The organism is Ralstonia sp. 24A2, from assembly GCF_051783885.1.
GTDB lineage: Bacteria > Pseudomonadota > Gammaproteobacteria > Burkholderiales > Burkholderiaceae > Ralstonia.
The window spans coordinates 895,650-917,975 of sequence record NZ_JBPVZD010000002.1 but is presented as its reverse complement, the minus strand read 5'-3'; the positions used below and the strand labels follow the sequence as shown (position 1 = coordinate 917,975).

The 22,326-nt window shown below is 65.8% G+C and carries 18 protein-coding genes; 10 read left to right on the top strand and 8 right to left on the bottom strand.

The window, feature by feature from the left end:
• Nucleotides 1-746: 746 nt before the first annotated feature.
• From ACS13N_RS09095 to ACS13N_RS09065, 7 genes are all read left to right on the top strand, one after another.
• On the top strand, nucleotides 747-2,771 hold the full coding sequence (locus ACS13N_RS09095; RefSeq protein WP_438931363.1) for an acetyl/propionyl/methylcrotonyl-CoA carboxylase subunit alpha: 2,025 nt from the start codon (nucleotides 747-749) through the stop codon (nucleotides 2,769-2,771).
• A gap of 108 nt (nucleotides 2,772-2,879) precedes the next feature.
• Complete coding sequence (locus tag ACS13N_RS09090; protein WP_438931362.1) at nucleotides 2,880-3,821, top strand: 2-hydroxyacid dehydrogenase; 942 nt, start codon at nucleotides 2,880-2,882, stop codon at nucleotides 3,819-3,821.
• 1 nt (nucleotide 3,822) lies between these two features.
• The gene (locus ACS13N_RS09085) at nucleotides 3,823-4,752 is read left to right on the top strand and encodes a hydroxymethylglutaryl-CoA lyase (protein ID WP_438931361.1); all 930 of its coding nucleotides are present in this window, start codon (nucleotides 3,823-3,825) and stop codon (nucleotides 4,750-4,752) included.
• A gap of 19 nt (nucleotides 4,753-4,771) precedes the next feature.
• Nucleotides 4,772-5,272, top strand: coding sequence for a YbaK/EbsC family protein (locus ACS13N_RS09080; protein WP_438931360.1), 501 nt, complete (start codon nucleotides 4,772-4,774; stop codon nucleotides 5,270-5,272).
• Between the two features lie 10 nt (nucleotides 5,273-5,282).
• A complete protein-coding gene (locus ACS13N_RS09075; protein WP_438931359.1) occupies nucleotides 5,283-5,549 on the top strand; it encodes a DUF1289 domain-containing protein in 267 nt (88 codons plus the stop codon).
• Between the two features lie 12 nt (nucleotides 5,550-5,561).
• On the top strand, nucleotides 5,562-6,527 hold the full coding sequence (locus tag ACS13N_RS09070) for an MBL fold metallo-hydrolase (protein ID WP_438931358.1): 966 nt from the start codon (nucleotides 5,562-5,564) through the stop codon (nucleotides 6,525-6,527).
• 46 nt (nucleotides 6,528-6,573) lie between these two features.
• The gene (locus tag ACS13N_RS09065; protein ID WP_438931357.1) at nucleotides 6,574-7,239 is read left to right on the top strand and encodes a TetR/AcrR family transcriptional regulator; all 666 of its coding nucleotides are present in this window, start codon (nucleotides 6,574-6,576) and stop codon (nucleotides 7,237-7,239) included.
• Between the two features lie 6 nt (nucleotides 7,240-7,245).
• Here ACS13N_RS09065 and ACS13N_RS09060 read toward each other — a convergent pair whose 3' ends face one another.
• The 8 genes from ACS13N_RS09060 to ACS13N_RS09025 all read right to left on the bottom strand — a co-directional run bounded on the left by ACS13N_RS09060 (nucleotide 7,246) and on the right by ACS13N_RS09025 (nucleotide 18,341).
• On the bottom strand, nucleotides 7,246-8,832 hold the full coding sequence (locus ACS13N_RS09060) for a long-chain-fatty-acid--CoA ligase (protein WP_438931356.1): 1,587 nt from the start codon (nucleotides 8,830-8,832) through the stop codon (nucleotides 7,246-7,248).
• 69 nt (nucleotides 8,833-8,901) lie between these two features.
• Nucleotides 8,902-10,896 carry an acetyl/propionyl/methylcrotonyl-CoA carboxylase subunit alpha gene (locus ACS13N_RS09055; protein ID WP_438931355.1) on the bottom strand — a complete coding sequence of 665 codons (1,995 nt, stop codon included), beginning with the start codon at nucleotides 10,894-10,896 and terminating at the stop codon, nucleotides 8,902-8,904.
• Between the two features lie 3 nt (nucleotides 10,897-10,899).
• Nucleotides 10,900-12,057, bottom strand: a complete 1,158-nt coding sequence (locus tag ACS13N_RS09050; protein ID WP_438931354.1) for an acyl-CoA dehydrogenase family protein — start codon at nucleotides 12,055-12,057, stop codon at nucleotides 10,900-10,902.
• 44 nt (nucleotides 12,058-12,101) lie between these two features.
• The gene (locus ACS13N_RS09045; protein ID WP_438931353.1) at nucleotides 12,102-13,721 is read right to left on the bottom strand and encodes an acyl-CoA carboxylase subunit beta; all 1,620 of its coding nucleotides are present in this window, start codon (nucleotides 13,719-13,721) and stop codon (nucleotides 12,102-12,104) included.
• Nucleotides 13,708-14,595 carry an SDR family oxidoreductase gene (locus ACS13N_RS09040; protein ID WP_438931352.1) on the bottom strand — a complete coding sequence of 296 codons (888 nt, stop codon included), beginning with the start codon at nucleotides 14,593-14,595 and terminating at the stop codon, nucleotides 13,708-13,710. Before ACS13N_RS09040 ends, ACS13N_RS09045 begins: the two co-directional genes overlap by 14 nt.
• 23 nt (nucleotides 14,596-14,618) lie before the next feature.
• Nucleotides 14,619-15,773, bottom strand: a complete 1,155-nt coding sequence (locus ACS13N_RS09035; RefSeq protein ID WP_438931351.1) for an acyl-CoA dehydrogenase family protein — start codon at nucleotides 15,771-15,773, stop codon at nucleotides 14,619-14,621.
• 14 nt (nucleotides 15,774-15,787) lie between these two features.
• Nucleotides 15,788-17,560: an acyclic terpene utilization AtuA family protein gene (locus tag ACS13N_RS09030; protein ID WP_438931350.1), complete on the bottom strand. Its 1,773-nt coding sequence runs from the start codon at nucleotides 17,558-17,560 to the stop codon at nucleotides 15,788-15,790.
• A gap of 1 nt (nucleotide 17,561) precedes the next feature.
• Nucleotides 17,562-18,341 (bottom strand): enoyl-CoA hydratase/isomerase family protein, encoded by a 780-nt coding sequence (locus ACS13N_RS09025; protein WP_438931349.1) that lies wholly within the window; start codon nucleotides 18,339-18,341, stop codon nucleotides 17,562-17,564.
• A gap of 274 nt (nucleotides 18,342-18,615) precedes the next feature.
• Here ACS13N_RS09025 and ACS13N_RS09020 point away from each other — a divergent pair, with 274 nt between their 5' ends.
• From ACS13N_RS09020 to ACS13N_RS09010, 3 genes are read left to right on the top strand one after another with little or no spacing between them, the layout of a single operon-like run.
• A complete protein-coding gene (locus ACS13N_RS09020) occupies nucleotides 18,616-20,895 on the top strand; it encodes a TonB-dependent receptor (protein WP_438931348.1) in 2,280 nt (759 codons plus the stop codon).
• Nucleotides 20,895-21,647: a tetratricopeptide repeat protein gene (locus ACS13N_RS09015; RefSeq protein WP_438931347.1), complete on the top strand. Its 753-nt coding sequence runs from the start codon at nucleotides 20,895-20,897 to the stop codon at nucleotides 21,645-21,647. Before ACS13N_RS09020 ends, ACS13N_RS09015 begins: the two co-directional genes overlap by 1 nt.
• Nucleotides 21,638-22,321, top strand: coding sequence for a Fe2+-dependent dioxygenase (locus tag ACS13N_RS09010; RefSeq protein WP_438931346.1), 684 nt, complete (start codon nucleotides 21,638-21,640; stop codon nucleotides 22,319-22,321). Before ACS13N_RS09015 ends, ACS13N_RS09010 begins: the two co-directional genes overlap by 10 nt.
• The last annotated feature ends 5 nt before the right edge of the window (nucleotides 22,322-22,326 follow it).

The following is a 22,326-nucleotide window of genomic DNA, read 5'->3' as shown; positions in this document are numbered from 1 at the left end:
ATGGCGAAACACTCCTTGAATTTCTGTCGCAGGGAGGGGAAGGGAAAAACTCGCTGCGCTCAAACAGCCTCCCCTCTTTTTCCTCCCTGCAACAGAAATTCAAGGCGCCATCTAGGGCAAGGTACGGCCACACCGTCGCAGCGTTGGGGTTGGCGTTGAAGCAAGTCGCTTCGCGTAACAACCTCTTTGCAGCGGCGTTCGGGTTCTGGACTTCCACTTTGAGGCTCTGAACTCGGACTTTGGGGTTCTGAACTCCATCGTTGGGGTTCTGAACTCCGACGTCGAGGTTCGGGAACTCCAGCGTTGAGGTTCTGAACTTCAACTTTGAGGTTCCGAACCCCAGCGTTGAGGTTCGGAACTCCAACTTTGAAGTTCTGAACTCCGGCGTTGAGGTTCTGGAACTCCAATGTTGGGGTTCAGAACTCCAATCTCGGGGCTTTGCGCCCTGACATGAGCAAGTACACAGCGCCACGGGCGGCGCCCGGCTGGTTTGGCCGTACCCTGCCCTAGATGGCGCCTTGAATTTGTGTAAGCGGGCGGAAAAAAGAACGGGAACTGTTTGAGCGAAGCGAGTTTTCCCGTTCTCCGCCCGGTTACACAAATTCAAGGAGGGGGTCGCCATCTCGGGCGCGCCTTTCTTTGGTTACTTTCTTTGGCAAGACAAAGAAAGTGACTCAGCCCCGGCAGGGGATGAAACAAGGGACGCACCACAAGTGCAAAAACAAACACGGAGACGCAACAACACCATGCTCACCAAACTCCTCATCGCCAACCGAGGCGAAATCGCCTGCCGAGTCGCCGCCACCTGCCGCAAGCTGGGCATCCGCACGGTCGCCGTCTACTCGGATGCCGACGCCAACGCCCGCCACGTCGCGGCCTGCGACGAAGCCATCCACATCGGCGAACCCGCCGCCCGCGACAGCTACCTGCGCGCCGACCGCATCCTCGAAGCCGCCCTCGCAACAGGCGCCCAAGCCGTCCACCCCGGCTACGGCTTCCTCTCCGAAAACGAAGCCTTCGCCAAGGCCTGCGCCGAAGCCGGCATCATCTTCGTTGGCCCGCCGGCCTCGGCCATCGAAGCGATGGGCAGTAAGAGTGCTGCCAAGGCGCTGATGGAAAAAGCCGGCGTTCCGCTCGTGCCCGGCTACCACGGCGACAACCAGGACGCCGCCTTCCTGCGCACGCAGGCCGACCGCATCGGCTACCCCGTGCTCATCAAGGCCAGCGCCGGCGGCGGTGGCAAGGGCATGCGCGTGGTGGAATCGGGCGATGCATTCGAAGCCTCGCTCGCCTCCGTCAAGCGCGAAGCCTCCAGCAGCTTCGGCGATGACCGCGTGCTGATCGAGAAGTACCTCACCCGCCCGCGCCATATCGAAATCCAGGTCTTCGCCGACAGCTTTGGCGATGCCGTCTACCTGTTCGAGCGCGACTGCTCCGTGCAGCGCCGCCACCAGAAGGTGCTGGAAGAAGCCCCCGCCCCCGGCATGACGCTGGACCGCCGCCGCGCGATGGGCGAAGCCGCTGTGGCCGCCGCACGCGCCGTGGGCTACGTGGGCGCCGGCACGGTCGAGTTCATCGTCGATGAAGACGGCACGTTCTACTTCATGGAGATGAACACGCGCCTGCAGGTCGAGCACCCCGTCACCGAGATGATCACGGGCGAAGACCTCGTCGAATGGCAATTGCACGTGGCCTCCGGCGAGCCGCTGCCGCGCACGCAGGACGAACTGCACATCCACGGCCACGCGCTGGAAGCACGCATCTACGCCGAAAACCCGGACCGCGATTTCCTGCCCTCCATCGGCACGCTGAAGGTGCTGCGCACGCCCGCGGCAGTGGAATTCACCGTCGGCGCGCAGGCCAATGGCGAGCCGGCAGCCGTGCGTATCGACGCCGGTGTGCGCGAGGGTGATGCCATCAGCCCTTACTACGACCCGATGATCGCCAAGCTGATCGTCTGGGGCCGCGACCGTGAAGAAGCACTGGCCCGCATGCTGCAGGCGCTGGGCAGCTTCCACCTGGTCGGGCTGTCGTCCAACGTCGCGTTCCTGCGCCGCCTGGTGGCATCGAAGCCGTTTGCCACGGCGGACCTGGATACAGGCCTGATCGCGCGCAACCACGACACGCTGTTCCCGGCCGCACCCGAAGTGCCGCAAGACGCCATCGCCCTGGCCGTGGCCGCGTTGCTGGCACGCGAGGCACGCGGCCTGCGCACCGACACCCGCGATCCGCATTCGCCATGGGCACGCGGCAGCGGTTGGCGCCTGAACGGCGCGGCCGAGCGCACGCTGCGCTTCACACAGGGCGAACATGCGATCGACGCCACGCTCGTCTACGGCCGTGATGGCTCGCACCTGAAGGCCAACGGCGCTAGTGCCCCCTTCACCACGCAGCGCCACGCGGAGACCTTCACCGTCGCACTCGGCTCGCACAAGGCCACCGGGCAGGTGCATGCGGATGGCGACGTCTTCCACGTCTTCACCGGCGGCGCGCACTGGACGCTGGAGCGGCACGACCCGCTCGCCCACGCCGGCGAAGCCGACGACGAAGGCGGCAAGCTGACCGCGCCGATGCCGGGCAAGGTCATCGCTGTGCTCGCCACGCCGGGTCAGAGCGTCACCAAGGGCGCACCGCTGGTCGTCATGGAAGCGATGAAGATGGAACACACGCTCACCGCCCCGGCCGATGGCGTGGTCGAGTCGGTGCTGTACGGCGTAGGCGATCAGGTGACGGAAGGCGTGCAGCTGCTGGCGTTCAAACCGGCGGAGTGACGCCTGAATGACGCCCAAGCGGGCCGCCGCGCGCCTCGGCGGCCCCTGCTACACTGCTTGACGTATACGTAAACCACGCGTCAACCCAGAATTCCGAAGTCGCCCCACATGCACATCCAGATCTACACGCCCGACGGCAAGCCCCAACCCTGGCTCGATGGTTTTGCGCAAGCGCTGCCCGAAGCGCGGCTGTCGGTGTGGGAGCAAGGTGCGGCGCAGGACGCCGACTACGCCGTGGTCTGGCAGCCTCCCGCCGATATGCTGCGCGGGCGCCAGGACCTGCGCGCGGTATTCAACCTCGGCGCGGGCGTGGATGCGATCCTCGGCCTGCGCGCGCAGTCGCCTGATGCCATTCCCGAAGGCCTGCCGATCGTGCGCCTGGACGACGCCGGCATGGCCGCGCAAATGGGCGAGTACGTCACGCATGCCGTGCTGCGCTTCTTCCGCCGGCTCGACGAATACGAGCGCCAGCAGCAGGCCAAGATGTGGCGCTTCCTCAAACCGTTCAAGCGTGAGGAGTTCGTCATTGGCGTGCTGGGCTTGGGCGTGCTGGGTACGCACATCGCCAAGACGCTGGCGGGCTTCGGCTTCCCCGTGCGCGGGTGGAGCCGTTCGGCCAAGCGCATCGATGGCATCGACTGCCGCGCCGGTACCGATGCACTGCCGGATTTCCTGTCCGGCACGCGCGTGCTGGTGAACGTGCTGCCACTCACCGCCGACACCGAGAACATGATCGACGCCAAGCTGCTCGGCCAGCTCGCGCCGGGCGCGTTCCTCGTCAACGTGGCGCGCGGGAAGCACGTAGTGGAAGACGATCTGTTGGCGGCTGTGCGCAGCGGGCAGATTGCCGGCGCCGCGCTCGACGTGTTCCGCAAGGAGCCGCTGCCCACCGATCACCCTTTCTGGACCGAACCGCGCATCCACATCACGCCGCACATTTCGGCGCTGACGCTGCGCGAGGTGAGCATTGCCCAGATCGCGCGCAAGATCCGCGCGCTGGAAGCTGGCGAGCCGATCGTCGGCATCGTCGACCTGCAACGAGGTTACTGAGATGGCATTCCCGAATTTTGTGAAAGTGGTCGAAGTCGGCCCGCGCGACGGTCTGCAGAACGAGAAGGCACCGGTCTCCACCGACACCAAGGTCGAGCTGGTGAACCGGCTGTCTGAAGCCGGCTTCGTCAACGTGGAGGCCGCATCGTTCGTGTCGCCCAAATGGGTGCCGGCAATGGCCGACGGTGCCGAGGTGATGGCGCGCATCCAGCGCCGGCCCGGCACACTGTATTCGGTGCTCACGCCCAACATGAAGGGGTTCGAGGGCGCGGCTGCGGCGGGGGCGGATGAGGTCGTGATCTTCAGCGCCGCCAGCGAGGCGTTTGCGCAGAAGAACATCAACTGCTCCATCGCCGAATCGATCGAACGCTTTGCACCGGTCGCCAAGGCGGCCAAGGATGCGGGCATCCGCGTGCGCGGGTCGATCTCGTGCTCGCTGGGCTGCCCGTATCAGGGCGAGGTGCCGGTGTCGTCGGTGGTGGATGTGATCAAGCGCATGGCGGACCTCGGCTGCGATGAGATCGACATTGCCGACACCATCGGCGTGGGCACGGCCGGCCGCGTGAAGACCGTGATGGAAGCCGCTGCGGCAATCTTCCCGATCGACCGCCTCTCCGGCCACTTCCACGACACGTATGGCCAGGCGCTGGCCAACATCCTCGCCAGCCTGGAAGTCGGCATCAACATCTTCCACGCCTCGGTGGCGGGGCTGGGCGGTTGCCCGTACGCCAAGGGCGCGACCGGCAACGTGGCGACCGAAGACGTGCTGTACCTGCTGCACGGCCTCGGTATCCGCACCGGCATCGATCTGGATAAGGTCGTGCTGGCGGGGGATTTCATCTCGCAAGCCATTGGCCGCCCGACCGCTTCGCGCGCGGGCCGCGCGCTGCTGCTCAAGCTGCAGGACCAGATCGCGCAAGCCTGTATCTGACCCCTCACGAAGAACAACGATGACCGCCACTGATACGAACGCCCCCCTGCCTGAATCCGCCCAGCGCGTGGCCGACCACCTGCGCACGCTCGGCTACGAAAAGACCATCGTGATGCTGCCGGCCACCGGCAAGACCTCCGCCGAAGCCGCCGCCGGCCTGGGCTGCTCGGTGGCGGAGATCGCCAAGTCGATCATCTTCCGCCGCGCCAAAGACGACGTGCCGGTGCTGGTGATCGCCAGCGGCACCAATCGTGTCGACGAGGCAAAGGTTTCCGCGCACGTGGGCGCCCTCGCCAAAGCCGACGCCAAGTTCGTGCGCGAGAAGACGGGTTATGCGATTGGCGGCGTGTGCCCCGTCGGCCATGCGGTCAAACCGGTCATGCTGCTCGACCAGGACCTGTTCCAGTACGCCAGCGTGTGGGCCGCCGCCGGCCATCCGCACGCGGTGTTCAACCTCACGCCCGCCGAACTGGAAGCGATGACCGGCGCGCCTGTGGCCGACATCGCCCAGCGTGATTGATCGAACGTCGATGGACAGCTGCACGCGCGCACAACTGAAGCTCTCGCTGGGCAAGCTGCGCAACAGCCGCGCGCAGGCCGAACGCGCACAGCCGGTCACCTCGCCGTGTATCAGCGTGTGCAAGATGGATGACGCGCGTGGCCTGTGCCTCGGTTGCATGCGCACGATCGACGAGATTGCCGCTTGGTCGACCATGAGCGACGCAGCGCGCCTCGCCGTCTGGCAAACACTGCCCGAACGCGCCTGCGCCTGGCTCAACGACATACGCCGCGCCTGACCCCATACCAACATGGCCGAACACGACATCGTCACCGTCCCCGCGCGTTTACCCCATTCGATGCGCGTGTTCGAGCGCGGCTGGCTGTCGTCCAACAACATCCTCTTCTTCGACGATGAAGCGCGCGGCGGTTGCGCGCTGGTCGACTCCGGCTACCTCACACACGCACCACAGACCGTGGCGCTGGTCCAGCACGCGCTGCAAGGCAAGCCACTGCGCCGCCTGCTGAACACGCACCTGCACTCCGACCACTGCGGCGGCAACGCGGCGCTGCAAGCGCTGTACGACTGCCACACCCGCGTGCCCGCCGCACAGGTCGACGACGTGCGCCGCTGGGACACCGACGCCCTCAGCTACGGCCCCACCGGCCAGGAATGCGCCCGCTTCACGCTGCCCGACAGTGATGCCGAGGCAAGCTTGACTGACGGCATGACCGTGCACCTGGGCGGCTTTGACTGGCAGGTCATCAGCGCACCGGGGCATGATCCCAATGCCGTCATCCTCTACAGCCCGGAGTCGCACGTGCTGCTCTCTGCCGATGCGCTGTGGGAGCGCGGCTTCGGCATCATCTTCCCCGAGCTGGAGGGCGAGAGCGGCTTTGCAGAACAACAGGCCATTCTTGAGCGCATCGCGCAGCTCGATGCGCGCGTGGTGATTCCGGGACATGGCCGACCGTTCACGGAAGTCAACGCCGCCATTGAGGTATCGCTCGGGCGGCTCGCCTATCTGCGTGCAGACCCCGAGCGCAATGCACTGCACGCCATTCGCGTGCTGGTGAAGTTCAAGCTGCTGGAGCAGCAAGCACTGTCGCACGACGCACTGCTCGCTTGGTTCACGCAGACCAGCTTGATGCCGCGCTTGCAGGCGCGTTTCTTCGCCAACCAATCGATGACGGTGTTGCTGGATGCGGCCATTGTCGCGCTGGTCAAGGCGGGTGCCGCCACGGTCGAGCAAGGGCAAATCCGCAACCGCGATTGACCTGCCGGTCGCTACAATGCAGCGAAGCCGCTTCTCTTCGCCAGGCATGTCGACACCCGCAACACCCAACCCGCCAGAATCCACCACGGAAGCCGATGCACCGCGCCGCAAGCGCGGCCGCCCCGTGCAGGATGCCAACGAAGGCCTGCGCCGCGCGCTGATCGAGCAATCCGCCAGACTGTTCCGCGAGAAGGGCTATGGCAACACCACGGTGCGCGACATTGCCGCCGCCACGGGCGTGCATGCGGGCAGCTGGTTCTATCACTTCAAGACCAAGCAAGACATTCTGCAAGCCGTGATCGAGCACGGCCTGACGGTGGCGCTGGCCGACATCGAAGCCATCGATGTCGAAGGGCTTCCGCCGCGCGAGGCCATGCGCCAGTTGGTGCGTGCGCACCTCTACACGATCCTGGCGCCCAACCAGGACTTCATCCCGGTGATGCTGTATGAGTGGCGCTCACTCGATGCACAGGCGCAGGAACGCATCATCGCGCTTAAGGATCGCTATGAGGGCATCTGGAACCGCGTCATCGACCGCCTGCATGCCTCAGGCGAATGGGCGCAGCCGACGCCGGTGGACCGCCTGCTGATGTTCGGCGCGCTCAACTGGACGGCGCAGTGGTATCAGGCCGGTGCGGGCATCAGCATCGATGCGCTGGCCGATCAGGCGGTGCGCTTCATCCTGCGCACGCCGCCCCAGCCGGCGGCTTAGTCGTCCTTAGCGGGCGTCGCTCTCGAACAGCGTCTGGTTGGCGCTGCGCAGCACGTGCTTCTGGATCTTGCCAGTGGCCGTCATGGGCAGCTTGTCGACCACGCTGATGTGCTTGGGCACCTCGAAGCTGCCGAGATGCTCCCGGCAATGTGCCTGCAACGTTGCCGCATCCGTCTGTGCATCCGGCTTGAGGCAGACGAAGGCCGCCACCGCCTCCACCCAATGCGCGTGCGGCAGCCCAACCACTGCGGCATTCGCCACGGCCGGATGGCGCAGCAGCACCTCTTCCACCTTGAGCGACGGCACGTTCTCGCCGCCGGTCTTGATCATGTCCTTGATGCGGTCCTTGAACTGGAGCTGGCCGTCGGCGTCCCACATGCCCAGGTCGCCCGTGTGGTGCCAGCCGAAACGGCGTGCGTTGGCGGTGGCCTGCGGGTCTTTGTAGTAGCCGAGCATGACATTGGGGCCGCGGTGCACGATCTCGCCCAACTGGCCGGGGCCGAGCAGGTTGCCCTGGTCGTCCATCACCGCTGCCTCGTTGACCATGCACGGCTGGCCCCAGTAGTTGCCGGTGCGCTGCAGTTGCTGGTCGGGCGCAAAGTACATCGTCATCGGGAAGATTTCCGTCTGCCCAGAGCCAAGCGCAAAGTTCGGACACACCTCGGCAATCAGCCGTTCGAGCAGCGGCTTGGCCATCGGCGCCATCGCATAGAGGCACAAGCGCAGGCTGGAGAGATCGCGCTGCGCGCGCAGCGGGTGGTGCAGCAGCGCGGCGTACATGAGCGGCAGGCCGAACAGTTGCGTGATGCGCTCGTTGGCAATCGCATCGAGCAGCGCTGTCGGGTCAAAGCCGCGCTGGATGACGAGCGTGGCGCCCACCGTCATCGCCGAAGCGGCGGTCGAAAACTGGGCGCAGTGAAACATCGGCAGGATGCACGAGAACACGTCTTTCTCGTTCAGGTTCAGACCGGCGATGTTGGACATCAGCGCCGCGTGCACGGAGCGGTGCGAGTGCATCGCCCCCTTGGGCCGGCCCGTGGTGCCGCTGGTGTACATGATGAGCGCGAGATCGCGGTCGTCGATGACGACGGCGGGCAGCGTGTCGGCGTGACCTTGCAGCACCTGTTCGACGGTTTGCGGGCCACCGGCAGCCGGATCGCCAAAGCACTGATGGGCGGATAGTCCGAGCGTTGTCAGCGTGTCGCGCAGCACTGGGTACAACGCCGCGTCGATCACCATGTGCCGTGCTTCGGCGTGTTCAAGGATGTAGCGAACATCGTCCGGCCCGAGCATCGCGTTGATGGGCACCCACACGAGCCCCGCCTTCAGGATGCCGTACGCCGCCACCAAAAACTGCGCGGAGTTGCCGCACAGCATCGCCACCTTGTCCCCAGGCTTTAAGCCGCTACCAAGCAGGTAATGCGCATAGCGGTTGCTGTCTGCGTTGAGCTGGGCGTGGCTCATGCGGCGCGAGCCATCAACCAACGCGACCTTCGCGCCGAACTTGCGCGCACTGCGATGCAACGTATCGCCCAGCGTCACCCGGTTCAGCAGGTTGGCTTCAAGCGTGGTGTCTGGCGTGGCTACGGACATGGGACGTCTCCTGTGGACCGCATGAACTGCACGACGAAACGATGGATGACAACAACGACGATGCAGCCCTCAGGCCGCGGCAATCTCCATCAGCAACCCACCCGGCGCTACCTGTGCGCCGACCTGGGTGAACAAGCCCTTTACCTCGCCGGCGAGCGGCGCGGCAATGCTGTGCTCCATCTTCATGGCCTCGACCACCAGCAGCACCTGGCCAGCGGAGACGGCCTCGCCTTCGGCCACGTGCACCGCCACCACACGGCCGTTCATCGGGGCGCTGATGCGGCCACTGCCGGCTTGGGCGCCGTTGCGTTCGGCCTTGGCGTAGGTGGTGTCGATGGCGGTGTGCTCGGCGCCGTCCAGCACGAAGTGGCACGTGGTTTCGGTGATGGCGTATTCGAGCGGATACAGTCTGTCGTCCAAGTCGAGCGTGAGGCGGCCACCGACTTCGGACACGATCTCCGCCTGTGCGGTGCCGCCATCCCAACTCACTTCCCAGCGTTGCGCGGCGAGCGCACGCACGCGCATCTCGATGGCTTCGCCGTCGAGCGTGAAGCGGCGGAGCGTGGGGTAGGTGCGGCTGCTGGACCAGCCTTGTAGTTCAGCGGGATAACGGCGTGCGGCGTCCTTGCGCAAGTGCGTCAGCAACACGGCGCCGGCCTGGCAGACCGCTGCATCGGGTACGGTCGCTTGGCGCATCGCCGCCGGAAAATGCCGGTCGATGAACGCGGTGGACACCTCGCCAGCGAGGAACGCCGGATGGGTCACACACTGGTGCAGGAATGCGCGATTGGTTGGCAAGCCGAGCAGCAGGCAGTCGTCCAGCGCATGCGCCAACCGCCGGCAAGCATCGGCGCGATCAGCGCCGTGCGCGACGATCTTGGCGAGCATCGAGTCGTAGTACGGCGACACCACCAGCCCATCCGCCAACGCATGGTCCGTACGCACCTCGCGCGGTGCACGCCAGCGGGCGACGGTGCCGCTCTGCGGCAGGAAGTTCTGCTGCGGGTCTTCCGCGCACAAGCGCACTTCGATAGCGTGGCCGCCCTGCGCGCGGCGCGTATCAATCTCATCCTGCGTGAGCGGCAATGGCTCGCCCAGCGCCACGCGCAACTGCCACTCAACTAGGTCGACACCGACCACCGCCTCCGTCACCGCGTGCTCGACCTGCAGACGCGTGTTCATCTCCATGAAGTAGAACGCGCCGTCCGGGGCGAGCAGGAATTCCAGCGTGCCCGCACCCACATAGCCGATGGCGCGTGCGGCAGCCACCGACACTGCACCCATGCGCGCGCGCAGCTCCGGCGACACAGCAGGCGATGGGGACTCCTCAATCACCTTCTGATGCCGGCGCTGCACGGAGCAGTCGCGCTCGCCAAGGTGCACCACGTTGCCGTGCGTGTCGGCAAACACCTGGATCTCGATATGACGCGGCTCGATGATGACCTTTTCGAGGATCAACTCGCCGGAAGCGAACGCGTTCTCCGCTTCGGAGCGTGCCGACTGCAAGGCGGCTGCAAAGTCCTCCGCGTGATCCACGCGGCGCATGCCGCGTCCGCCACCACCGGCGGCCGCCTTGATCATCACCGGGTAGCCAATGCGATTGGCCTCCTGCGCCATGCGGGCATCGGATTGGTCCTCGCCTTGGTAGCCGGGCACGCACGGCACGCCAGCAGCTTCCATGAGGCGCTTGGCACCGGCCTTATTGCCCATCGCGAGGATGGCTTGCGCAGGCGGGCCGATGAAGACGAGGCCAGCGTCTGCACACGCTTTGGCAAAGGCATCGCTTTCAGCAAGGAAGCCATAGCCCGGATGCACGGCCTCAGCACGCGCCTTGCGCGCAGCCTCAAGAAGCGCAGCAATGTTCAGATACGACGCCTGCGGTTGCGACGCGCCAATCGGCAAGGCGAGGTCCGCCGCGCGGCAATGCGGGGCATCGCGGTCGGCATCGGAGTACACGGCAACGGTGCGCATGCCGAGGCGCTGCGCGGTGCGTTGGATGCGCAGCGCGATCTCGCCCCGGTTGGCGATCAGGACCGTGCGGAAAGCTGCGTGCGGCGTGCCCATCGCTCAGCCCTTCTTGCCCGGCAGCGTGTTCATGTACTTGCAGATGATGCCGAGCATCACTTCGTCCGCACCGCCGCCGATGGAGCCCAGGCGCCCATCGCGGTAGTAGCGCGAGACCGGGTTGTCCCACGTGAAGCCCATGCCGCCCCAGAACTGCAGGCAGGCATCGGGCACGATGCGCGCAAGGCGCCCGGCCTTGAGCTTGGCCATCGATGCGAGTTCCGTCACATCCTGCCCGTTGATGTAGAGATCGCACGCGCGGTACGTGAGCGCGCGCAGCGCTTCCACTTCGGTCTTGAGTTCGGCCAGCTTGAAGTGCACCCACTGGTTGTCGAGCAGGCTGGCGCCGAACAGCTTGCGCTCGCGGCCGTACTCGATGGTGCTGTCGATGCACATCGTCATCGTCTGCAGGCTGCTGGCGGCGGCCCACATGCGCTCCTCCTGGAACTGCAGCATCTGGTACGTGAAGCCCTTGCCCTCTTCACCGATGCGATAGCGCTGCGGCACGCGCACGTCGTCAAAGTAGATGAGGCCGGTGTCCGACGAGTTCATGCCGATCTTGCGGATCTTCTTGCCGACCGACACGCCCTTCGTATTCATCGGCACGATGATGAGCGACTTGTTGCGGTGCGCCGGTTCATCGGATGTGTTGGCGAGCAAACACATCCAGTCGGCCTGCAGGCTGTTGGTGATCCACATCTTGCTGCCGTTGATGATGTAGTCGTCGCCGTCCTTGCGTGCGGTGGTCTTGATGCCCGCCACGTCGGAACCGGCGCTCGGCTCCGACACGCCAACGCAAGCCACCGCGTCACCGCTGATGGCGGGCGCCAGGAATTGCGCACGCAACTCATCCGAGCCGAAGCGGGCGAGCGCTGGCGTCGCCATGTCGGTCTGCACGCCAATCGCCATCGGCACGCCGCCGCAGTGGATGTGGCCGAGCGTCTCGGCCATCGCCATCGCATACGAGTAATCGAGGCCCAGGCCGCCGAACTCCGTCGGCTTGGCGATGCCGAGAAAGCCCAGCTCGCCCATCTTCTTGAAGAGCGCCTTGGCGGGGAACATCTCGGCCGCTTCCCATTCATCGACGTGCGGGTTGATGTCGCTGTCGATGAAGCGTTTGAGGTTGCGCTGCAGTTCCTGATGTTCGTGGGTGAAGTGCATGGTGTCTCGCTCCGGTAGTCCTGGGCTGTTCGTATGGGATGGCGCTACGGTCGGGCAACGCCGAATTGGATGGGGTGCAGCGTGCGCCTGCGCGCTTCGTCACACACGGCCAGCACGCAGGCCAGCACCTTGCGCGTGTCGCGTGGGTCGATCACGCCGTCATCCAGCAGGCGGCCCGACACGGTGAACGCGCCGGACTGCCGCTCGAACGTGTCGATCACCTTGGCGCGCATCGCCTCGATGGCGTCATGATCGACGGTCTGCGTCTTGCGTTGCATGCTGGCCGCCATGACGGTAGCCATCGTTCCAGCGGCCTGCTCGGCGCCCATCACGGCGGTCTTGGCGTTGGGCCAGCTGAAGCAGAAATCCGGGAAGAAGCCGCGCCCCGACATGCCGTAGTTGCCCGCCCCGAACGATGCGCCGCAATGCACGGTGATGCGCGGCACGGTGGCATTAGCCATCGCCTGGATCATCTTCGAGCCATGCTTGATCATGCCCGCCTGCTCCGATGCCTTGCCGACGATGAAGCCCGTCGTGTTTTGCAGATACAGCAGCGGCGTATCGGACTGGCAGCACGCCTGGATGAAGTGGACAACCTTCGTGGCGCCCGCGGGGTCCAGCGGTCCGTTGTTGGTGATGATGCCGACGTGCATGCCGCAGATGGCCGCGTGTCCGGTGATCGTGGCGGGGCCGTAGTCCGGCTTGAACTCCAGAAAATCCGACCCATCGGCAATACGCGCAATCACCTCGCGCATGTCGAGCGGCTTGCGATGATCCGTCAACGCGATGCCGAGCAGTTCTTCTGCATCGAAGCGCGGCGGCGCATAGGGCCGATCGGCCGCCGGCACATCGCGGTTCCAATCCAGCGCAGCAACGAGTTCGCGTGTGATGCGCAGTGCGTCAGCGTCGTCTTCGGCCAGGTATTCGGCAAGGCCCGAAGTGGTGGCGTGCATCTCGGCGCCGCCCAGTTCCTCTTCGGTGGCGATCTCGCCGGTGGCGGCTTTCAGTAGCGGCGGGCCCGCGAGGAAGGCGCGCGCGCGATCGCGCACCATCACCACGTAGTCCGACAGGCCGGGCATGTACGCGCCGCCCGCCGTGCTCGACCCATGCACCACGCTGATCACCGGAATGCCTGCCGCTGACAATCGCGCAAGCCAGTAGAAACCGCTGCCGCCGTGGATGAAGGTCTCCACGCGATACGTCAGCAGGTTGGCGCCAGCGGACTCGACCAAGTGAATGAACGGCAGCTTCTGTTCCAGCGCGATGGCCTGCGCGCGCTGGAACTTTTCGATGCCCATTGGCTGCACGGCGCCGGCATCAATGCCCGCGTCGTCCACAATGATCATGGCGCGCACGCCGCTCACCCAGCCGATGCCGGCGATGAAGCCACCGCCGGGAATCGAGCGCGCCGGGTCCGCGTGGTCCAGGCAGAAGCCGGCCAGCGAGGACAGCTCCAGGAACGGCGCACCGGCATCGAGCAGGCGGCCGAGCCGGTCACGCGGCAGCAGTTGCCCGCGCTGCTCGAAGCGTGCGCGTGAGGCTTCGGACTTGTCGCGCGTGCGGTTCTCCAGCGTGCGCAGTTGGTCGACGAGCTCCGTGAGCGCGGCGTAGTTCTGCTGGTAGGCGTCGCTTTGCGGGGCGATGCGCGACTCAAGCACCGGCATCGTCGGTCTCCTTGTCTTGCAGCACCTTGGGTGTCACGGCCAAGTGGAAGCCGTTGAACGGCGCGGCGCCATGACGCGGTGCCGGCATCGGCGTGCCGGGCCGCACGTTGGGGCGACCGCCATCCACACGCAGCGTCGTGCCCGTGATGAACGCCGCCGCTTCCGACAACAGGTAGACGATCGCCGATGACACCTCCGCCTCGGTGGCAAAGCGCCCAGCCGGCACAGTGCGCGGCATGCTGCGGATGGTGTCGGCCATCCACGGCGGATAGGCGTCCATGCCCGACGACGCCACGTAGCCCGGCGCCACCGCATTCACGCGCACGCCGTACTGCGCCCACTCGAACGCTGCCGTCTCCGTGAAGTTGATCATGCCGGCGCGTGCAGCACCGGAGTGCCCCATGTTCGGCATGCCACCCCACATGTCGGCGACGATGTTGACGATGGCGCCGCCGCGTTGCTGCATCGCTTGGTTTAGGCACTCGCGCGCCATCAGGAAACCGCCGGTCAGGTTGGTCTGCACAACGGCCTCCCACCCCTTGACGGAGATGTCCTTGAGCGGCGACGGAAACTGCCCGCCCGCGTTGTTGACCAGCGCGTCGATGCGGCCATGCTCGCCGAGAATCTGCGCGATCGTCGCCTGTACGGCAGCCTCGTCGCGGATATTGCAGACGTAAGCGTGCGCGGTGCCGCCCGCGTCGACGATCTCGGTGCGCACGGCGGCGAGCTTCTCCGCATTGCGGCCCACCAGTGCCACCGCCGCGCCGAGCGATGCCAGCTCATGCGCGGTGCACCGGCCGATGCCGCTGCCACCACCCGTCACCACTGCAACTTGCCCCAGGAACAGCCCCGGGCGAAAGACTGAGCGATACATGGTTCTGTCTCCGTGATTGCGCATCAGGCCCAACCAAGCTGACGTGCAGCAAGATCACTCAAGACCTCCTCCGCACCGCCGCCGATCATGTAGACCTTCACTTCGCGATAGATGCGCTCCGACTTCGTGCCGCGCATGAAACCCATGCCGCCGAGCAGTTGCACCGCCGTATCCGCGCAGAACTGCAGGCTCTGCGTGGCGAAGTTCTTCAGCATGCACAGTTGCGCAACCGGTGAGTCGCCCGCCTGCATGCGGCACATCAGGTCTTCGAGCAATGCGCGCGTGGCCTCAATGCGCGTGGCCATCGCCACCAGCTTCTGCCGCGCCACCTGATGCTGCACGAGGCGCTTGCCGAAGATTTCGCGCTGGCTGGCCCATTCCACCGCTTCGCTCAGGCATGTACGCGCCAGCCCGTAGGCCTGCATCGCCAGTGCAAGGCGCTCGTGGTTGAAGTTACGCATCACCAGCTCGAAGCCGCGGTTCTCCGCGCCGAGCAGGTTGCCCACGGGCACACGGCAGTTGTCGAAGTGCAGTTGCGCCGTGTCGGAGCACCACCAACCCATCTTCTTGAGCGGCGTGCGCGACAGGCCCGGCGCGTCGCCATCCATCAGCAGCACGGAGATGCCTGCCGCTCCCGGTCCGCCCGTGCGCACCGCCACGGTGATGTAGTCCGCGCGCATGCCGGAGGTGATGAAGATCTTGCTGCCGTTGACGATGTAGTGATCGCCATCACGCACCGCACGCGTGGTCAGATTGGCAACATCCGACCCGCCCGACGGCTCCGTGATGGCCAACGCGCTGATCTTCTCGCCCGAGAGGATGTCGGGCAGCACGCGCGCTTTCAGCTCTGCAGAGCCGCCCGCTACGATGGGCGGCGCGCCGATCGTGTGGCTGAACAGGGAGGCGAGCAACCCGCCGCTGGCCGCGCGGGTCAGCTCTTCGATCATCGCGAGTTCAAGGAACAGGTCAGCGGGCGTGCCGCCGTATTCCTCCGGAAAGCCGATGCCGAGCAAACCCAGATCAGCCGCCTCGCGATACAGCTCGCGCGGGAAGGTTTCCGCCTCTTCCCAGGCATCGATGTTCGGTAGCACCGCCTTGTCGACAAAGCGGCGCACGGTCTCGCGAAAGGTGTCGTGCTCGGCGTTGAAGAGCGCGGACGTCAACAGGCCTGCGACCATGATGGCCTCGTCGGTTAGGGATGATCGACCGGCACACGCACCGGCATCGTCAACAGCACCTGCGCCATGCCCTTGCCCAGCGGGTCGTTGCGCAGCGAGGCCATGCCACCGCCGCCCAGTGCCTGCTCGCAGACGAAGTTGAGCGCGTGAATGCCGGGCAGGTCGTAGCGCGTCACGCGGCCACGCGCGACGTGTGCGAGGTAGGCGGCGACGGCGTCTTCGGTCAGTTGCGCGCGCAGCAGTGGCAGGTCTTCCGGTCGGCGTGCGATGACGCCGATGTTGGAGGTGTCGCCCTTGTCGCCGCTGCGGGCGTAGGCGAGTTCGATGAGTGGAACTTCGCGCGTCGGGCCGGTCGGCAGTGCGTCCGTCACAGTCGCGCCGGTTGATGCTTCCAATGGCGCGCCGCCCGTCGGCACAGCCACGTCGAAGCTCTCACCGCCCAGCAACGTCACACGTGGCTGCACGCGCGCCTTGTCGATCAGGAAAGCGTATTGCTTGACGGCGGGCACGACGCTCGGCCGCCCACCTGCTCCAGTCGTGCCGGGTGCCCACGAGGTGCCGGCCGGCGCGATCTCGCGCGCGAACAGTTCGAGCGCTTGCTTGTTCGGGTGCGCAACGGCCAGCCACATCACCGATTCAAAGCGCGGCATGTTCGGTTGATGCGGCCCGAACAGGTAGGCCGAGCCGAGCGTCTCGATATGCGTGGCGCTGTAGTCCGGCAAGCCGAGCTTGTGGAAGAGACCGCGCGTGCGTTCCAGGATCGCTTCCGCCGTGCGGTGCGCCTTGCGGTCCGCATCGATGCCGACGATGGTGAGCTGGCCGGTGGCGCGATAGCCGTCGGCGTAGGTGGCACTCACTTTGTAGTCCGGCGTGGGTGCGAGACCGCGTACGCCGCGCACGTCGACGCGATGCTCACCAGCCTGTGTCATCGTCACCTGCGTGAAATCGCAGACGACATCGGGCAGCACATAGCGTGCGGGGTCGCCGATCTCGTACAGCAGTTGCTCGCCGACGGTGGCAGGCGTCACCAGCCCGCCGGTGCCTTCCGGCTTGGTGACGATAAAGCTGCCGTCGGCACGACACTCGACGATGGGGTAGCCGCTGTGCGCCCAGTCTGGCACGACCTCCCAATCGGTGTGCAGGCCGCCGGCACCCTGACAGCCGCATTCGAGGATGTGTCCGGCGAGGCTGCCGGCAGCGAGGCGGTCGTAGTCATCCGCCGGCCAGTCGAACGTATGCATCAACGCACCGAGCGTGACCGCGCTATCGACGCATCGGCCAGTGATGACCACCTGCGCGCCCGCATCAAGCGCCGCCTTGATCGGCAACGCGCCCAGATACGCATTGGCGCTCACCACCTTGTCGGGCAGCGGGCGGCCGCTTTGCAGCTCGCGCACGCCTTCGTCGCGCAGCGCGGGCAGCAACGGCATCACGTCGTCGCCCTCCACCACGGCAATGCGCACGCTCACGCCCAGCTCATCGGCCAGGGCTTGCAGCGCGGTTGCACACCCGCGCGGGTTCACGCCGCCCGCGTTAGCGATGATGCGGATGTTCTGCGCCAGCGCGTCCTTGAGCACCGCGCGCATCGCCACGCTGACGAAGTCGGTGGCATACCCTAGCTCGGGGTTCTTCATGCGTGCGCTGGCCAGCAGCGACATGGTCAGCTCGGCCAGGTAGTCGAAGACGAGGAAGTCGATGCGGCCGGAGGCGACCAGCTGCATCGGCCCGGTCACGCTGTCGCCCCAGAACCCGCTGGCGCCGCCAATGGAAACCGTGTCTTTACGCATATCAACGGCCCGTCCAGTTGGGCGCGCGCTTCTCGCGGAAGGCGGCCTGCCCTTCCTGCGCGTCCTCGGTCAAGGCGAACAGGCCGATCTGGCTTTCGGTAAAGGCCATCGCCTGCTCGAAGCTCAAATGCTCGACTTGCTTGAGCGTGTACAGCCCGCGCCGGATGGCCGACGGCGATTTGTCGAGCAGCCGCGCGAGCAGCGCATCGATAGCGGCATCGAGCGCTTCGGGTTCGGCCACTTCGTTGATCAGGCCAGCGGCGAGGGCGCGGTCTGCGCTCATGGGCTCGCCGGTCAGGCACAGCTCATTGAGCACGCGGCGCGGCAACTGATGCTGCAGCACGGCCAACACCTGCGCCGGGAACAGTCCGACCTTCACCTCAGGCAGCCCAAACATGGCGCTACGGCTGGCCACCGCCATGTCGCACATCGCCAGCAAACCCATGCCACCGGCCATGCATGCGCCGTTCACCCGCGCGATGAGCGGCACCGTGCAGCGGCGCGCCTGCCGAAACAGATCCGCCAGGCCCTGGTGCGGCTGGGAATAGTCGAAGCGAAACGATTGGCCGCTCTGCAGATCGGCCCCGGCACAGAAGGCCCGCGTGCCGGCGCCGGTCAGCACCACGGCGCGCACAGCGGTGTTGCGGCTGGCATCGGCCAGCGCCGCCGTCAGTGCTTCGAGCACCGCGCCGTTGATCGCGTTGCGGCGATCTTCGCGCTGAATGGTCAACCACAGCGCCTGGCCGCGCTGCTCGATGAGGAGTTCGGGGTCCGTGCTCACGCGATGCTCACCTTCAAGAGAGATTCGGTTGGACAGCCTGCCCGGCAATACTAAATCATCTGCTTGAATAAATGGAAGTCTTCGAACACAAAACATGCTGCGTTTTGCCGCGCCCCGCAGCTCGCTTGGCATAACACATTGATTTATTGGAGATTTTCTTCAGACGATAAGGAAATCGACAGATTCTTCGTTGACTCCTTCACATGCGAACGATAACAATTCTCATTTGCACCAAACATGTAACAAGATTTTTCAGGGGAGCGGGCACCAAGCCATGCAAGCAGCACAGACGGAACGCAAGCGCGCCGAACATTCGGTGGTGGGATACCTGACAGGGGCCATGAGCTTTGCCGTGGCGGCCACACCGGCCGTGGCGGAAACCAAGAAGGATTCAGTGACGGCCACCCTGCCGACCCACACGGTCACCGGCAGCAGTGGCTTCAAGACCGACGAAGCCTCGGGCGGCAAATTCACCGCGCCGCTGGTCGACACGCCCAAATCCGTCACGGTGATCCCCGCTGAAGTGCTGCAGGACACGGGCTCCGTCACCCTCACCGAAGCGCTGCGCACGGTGCCAGGCATTGCGTTTGGTGCGGGTGAAGGCGGCAACCCGGTGGGCGATCGCCCGTTCATCCGCGGCTACGACGCGCAGGCCAGCACCTTCCTCGACGGGCTGCGCGACATCGGTGCGCAATCGCGCGAGATGTTCAACGTGGAATCGGTGGAGGTCATCAAGGGGCCGTCGGGCGCATATGAAGGCCGCGGCTCGGCCGGCGGGGCGATCAACATCGTCTCCAAGACGCCCAAGCTGGAGCACTTCACCGAGGGCACGATCTCCGTGGGCAATGCGGCGTACAAGCGCGCCACGGCCGACGGCAACTACCAGATCGGCGAACACGCAGCCTTCCGCCTGAACGCGATGTATCACGACGCCGGCACGCCGGGCCGCGATGTGACGAGCTTCAGCCGCTGGGGCATCGCGCCGTCCATCGCCTTCGGGCTGGGCACGCCCACGCGCGCCACGCTGTCGTACTACCACCTGCAATCGAACGACACGCCGGACACGGGCATCCCCTACAACAACGGCACGTTCAACCGCCGCACCGATGGCCGTCCGCAATTGTTTGCACCCGGCGATGGCTCGCCGGTGGATGTCGGCCGCAATACCTACTACGGCCTGGGCCGCGACTTCCGCCGTGACCGCGTCGACATGGGCACGCTCTCGCTCGAGCACGATGTGTCGAGCGCGCTGAAGCTGCGCAACACCACGCGCATCGCGCGCACCAGCCAGGACTACGTCTGGACGCAGCCCGACGACAGCCAGGGCAACATCTACTACGGCATGGTGTGGCGCCGCGCCAACACCCGCTACTCGGTGGCCAACACCGTCGCCAACCAGACGGAGGCGACCGGCAAGTTCGAGACCGGCGGCTTCAGGCACAGCTATGCGGCGGGCTTGGAGTTCTCGCGCGAGCACAGCAGCAACGACACCTACAACGTCCCCACCGGCAGCAACCGCTGCCCGAACGGGATCGGCGCGGCCGGCGGCTACAACTGCACGAGCCTGTTCAACCCGAACCCGAATGACCCGTGGACGGGCAACATCACGCTGGCCAACAACCCGGCCGAGACCACGGTGCGCACGCAATCGGCGTACGTGTTCGACACCATCGAACTGTCGCCGCGCTGGCAGATCAACGGTGGCCTGCGCTTCGACCGCTACTCGGCTTCGGCCACCACCTCGGCCAACGCGCAAGGCGTGCGCTCCAGCTTCTCGCGTGACGACAACCTGCTGAACTACCAACTCGGCCTCGTCTTCAAGCCTGCGCAGAACGGCAGCATCTACGTGGCGTACGGCACGTCGTCCACGCCGTCGGGCTCAGTGGCGGGTCAAGGCGCCGATGGCAGCGCACTCACGCCGGACCGCTCAGGCAATCGCGGCGACGTGCTCGCCCCCGAGAAGAACCGCGCCTACGAACTCGGCACCAAGTGGAACGTGCTGGACAACAAGCTGGCGCTCACCGCTGCCATCTTCCGCATCGAAACCACCAACGCACGCATCGTGCTGCAGGACGGCACCGCCGCCATGGCCGGCAACAAGCGCGTGGATGGCTTCGAACTGGGCTGGTCGGGCGCACTCACCAACAAGTGGCAAGTGTTTGGCGGCTACACGTACCTGAAGAGCGAGTTGCGCAACAACGGCGGCTCGGGCTCGGCCTTTGGTGTGACCAACGGCACGGAATTCCCCAACACGCCCAAGAGCAGCTTCAGCCTGTGGACCACCTACCAGCCGATGCCGAAGTTCACGCTGGGCGGCGGCGCGTACTACGTGTCGAAGGTCTGGGGCAGCTCCAACCCTGCCAACCCGAAGTGGGTGCCGGCCTACTGGCGCTTCGATGCGATGGCCTCGTACCGCATCGACAAGCACATGAACCTGCAGTTGAACGTGCAAAACCTGTTCGACAAGAAGTACTACAACCAGGCGTATGCATCGCACTACGCATCGCTCGCACCGGGGCGCGCCGCGATCCTGACGCTGGGTATCCGGTACTGATGGCGACACAAGCGCAAACCGCCGCAGCCGATGCTGCGGTGGTGGATGCCATTCACGCCGTACTGACCGGCCCGGCCGATCGCGCGGCGGACTGGCTTGCCGGCGCCGCTCGTCGTGGCCATACGGAGGCACAGGCCATCCTCGGCCAATGGCTGCTCGATGGTCATGGTGTCGAACGCAATCGCACCGAAGCCCTCTTCTGGTTCAAGACCGCCGCGGTGTCCGGCCATGCCATGGCGGCCAACATGCTCGGCCGCTGCTACGAGCACGGCTGGGGCGCACCCGCCTGCGACAGGACCGCCGCGCACTGGTACGCCCGCGCGGCGGATGCCGGCCTCGACTGGGGCCAGTACAACTACGCCACCAGCCTGCAGCTCGGGCGCGGTGTGCCGCAGGACCGTGCGCAAGCCTTCGCCCTCTTCCAGGCTGCCGCTGCGCAAGGCCACGCCAAGTCGATCAACGTCGTCGGCGGCTTCTATGAAGACGGCTGGGAAGTCGAGGTCGACCTGGGGATGGCTCTGACCTGCTACCTGCGTGCGGCTGAGGGCGGCGACTTCCGTGGCCAGTTCAACGCGGCACGGCTCTTCGCGCTCACCGACCGCGCGGACGAAGCCCTCACGTGGATGCGCGCCGTACCGCGCAGCGCGACACCCGCCTTCCTCGCCAAGGCACATGACTTTCTTGCCGGCCACCCCGATGCGCGATTGCGCAGGCTGGCCGGCACACTCGAAACCGAATCGCCATGCTGTTGAAGATTCCTGCCGTCCTTACCAAGGACCAGGTCGCACACTGCCGCACCATCATCGACGCCGCTGAATGGGTGGACGGCAAAGTCACCGCCGGCGCGCAGTCGGGCCAGGTGAAGCACAACATGCAGTTGCCCGAAGGTTCGCCCGCCGCACGCGAGGTCGGCACCTTCATCCAGGATGCGCTCGCGGCCAACACGCTGTTCTTCTCGGCCGCGCTGCCGCTCAAGGTGTTCCCACCGCTGTTCAACCGCTACGCAGGTGGACAGACCTTCGGCAACCACGTCGACAACGCTGTGCGCCATTTGCGCGGTACCGACTTCCGCATCCGCAGCGACCTCTCCTGCACGCTGTTCCTGACCGAGCCCGAAGACTACGACGGCGGTGAACTCGTCATCGACGACACCTTTGGCGAGCACCGCGTCAAGCTCGCGGCCGGCGACATGGTGCTCTACCCGAGCAGCAGCTTGCACCGTGTCACGCCCGTCACGCGCGGTGCGCGGGTGTGTTCGTTCTTCTGGCTGCAGAGCATGGTGCGCAGTGACGCGCATCGCGCGCTGCTGTTCCAGATGGATATGGAACTGCAGCGGCTGATGGGGCTGCTGGGGCAGGACGACACGTCCGTCATTGCGCTGACGGGGACGTATCACAACCTGCTGCGGGAGTGGGCCGACGCGTAAGGCGA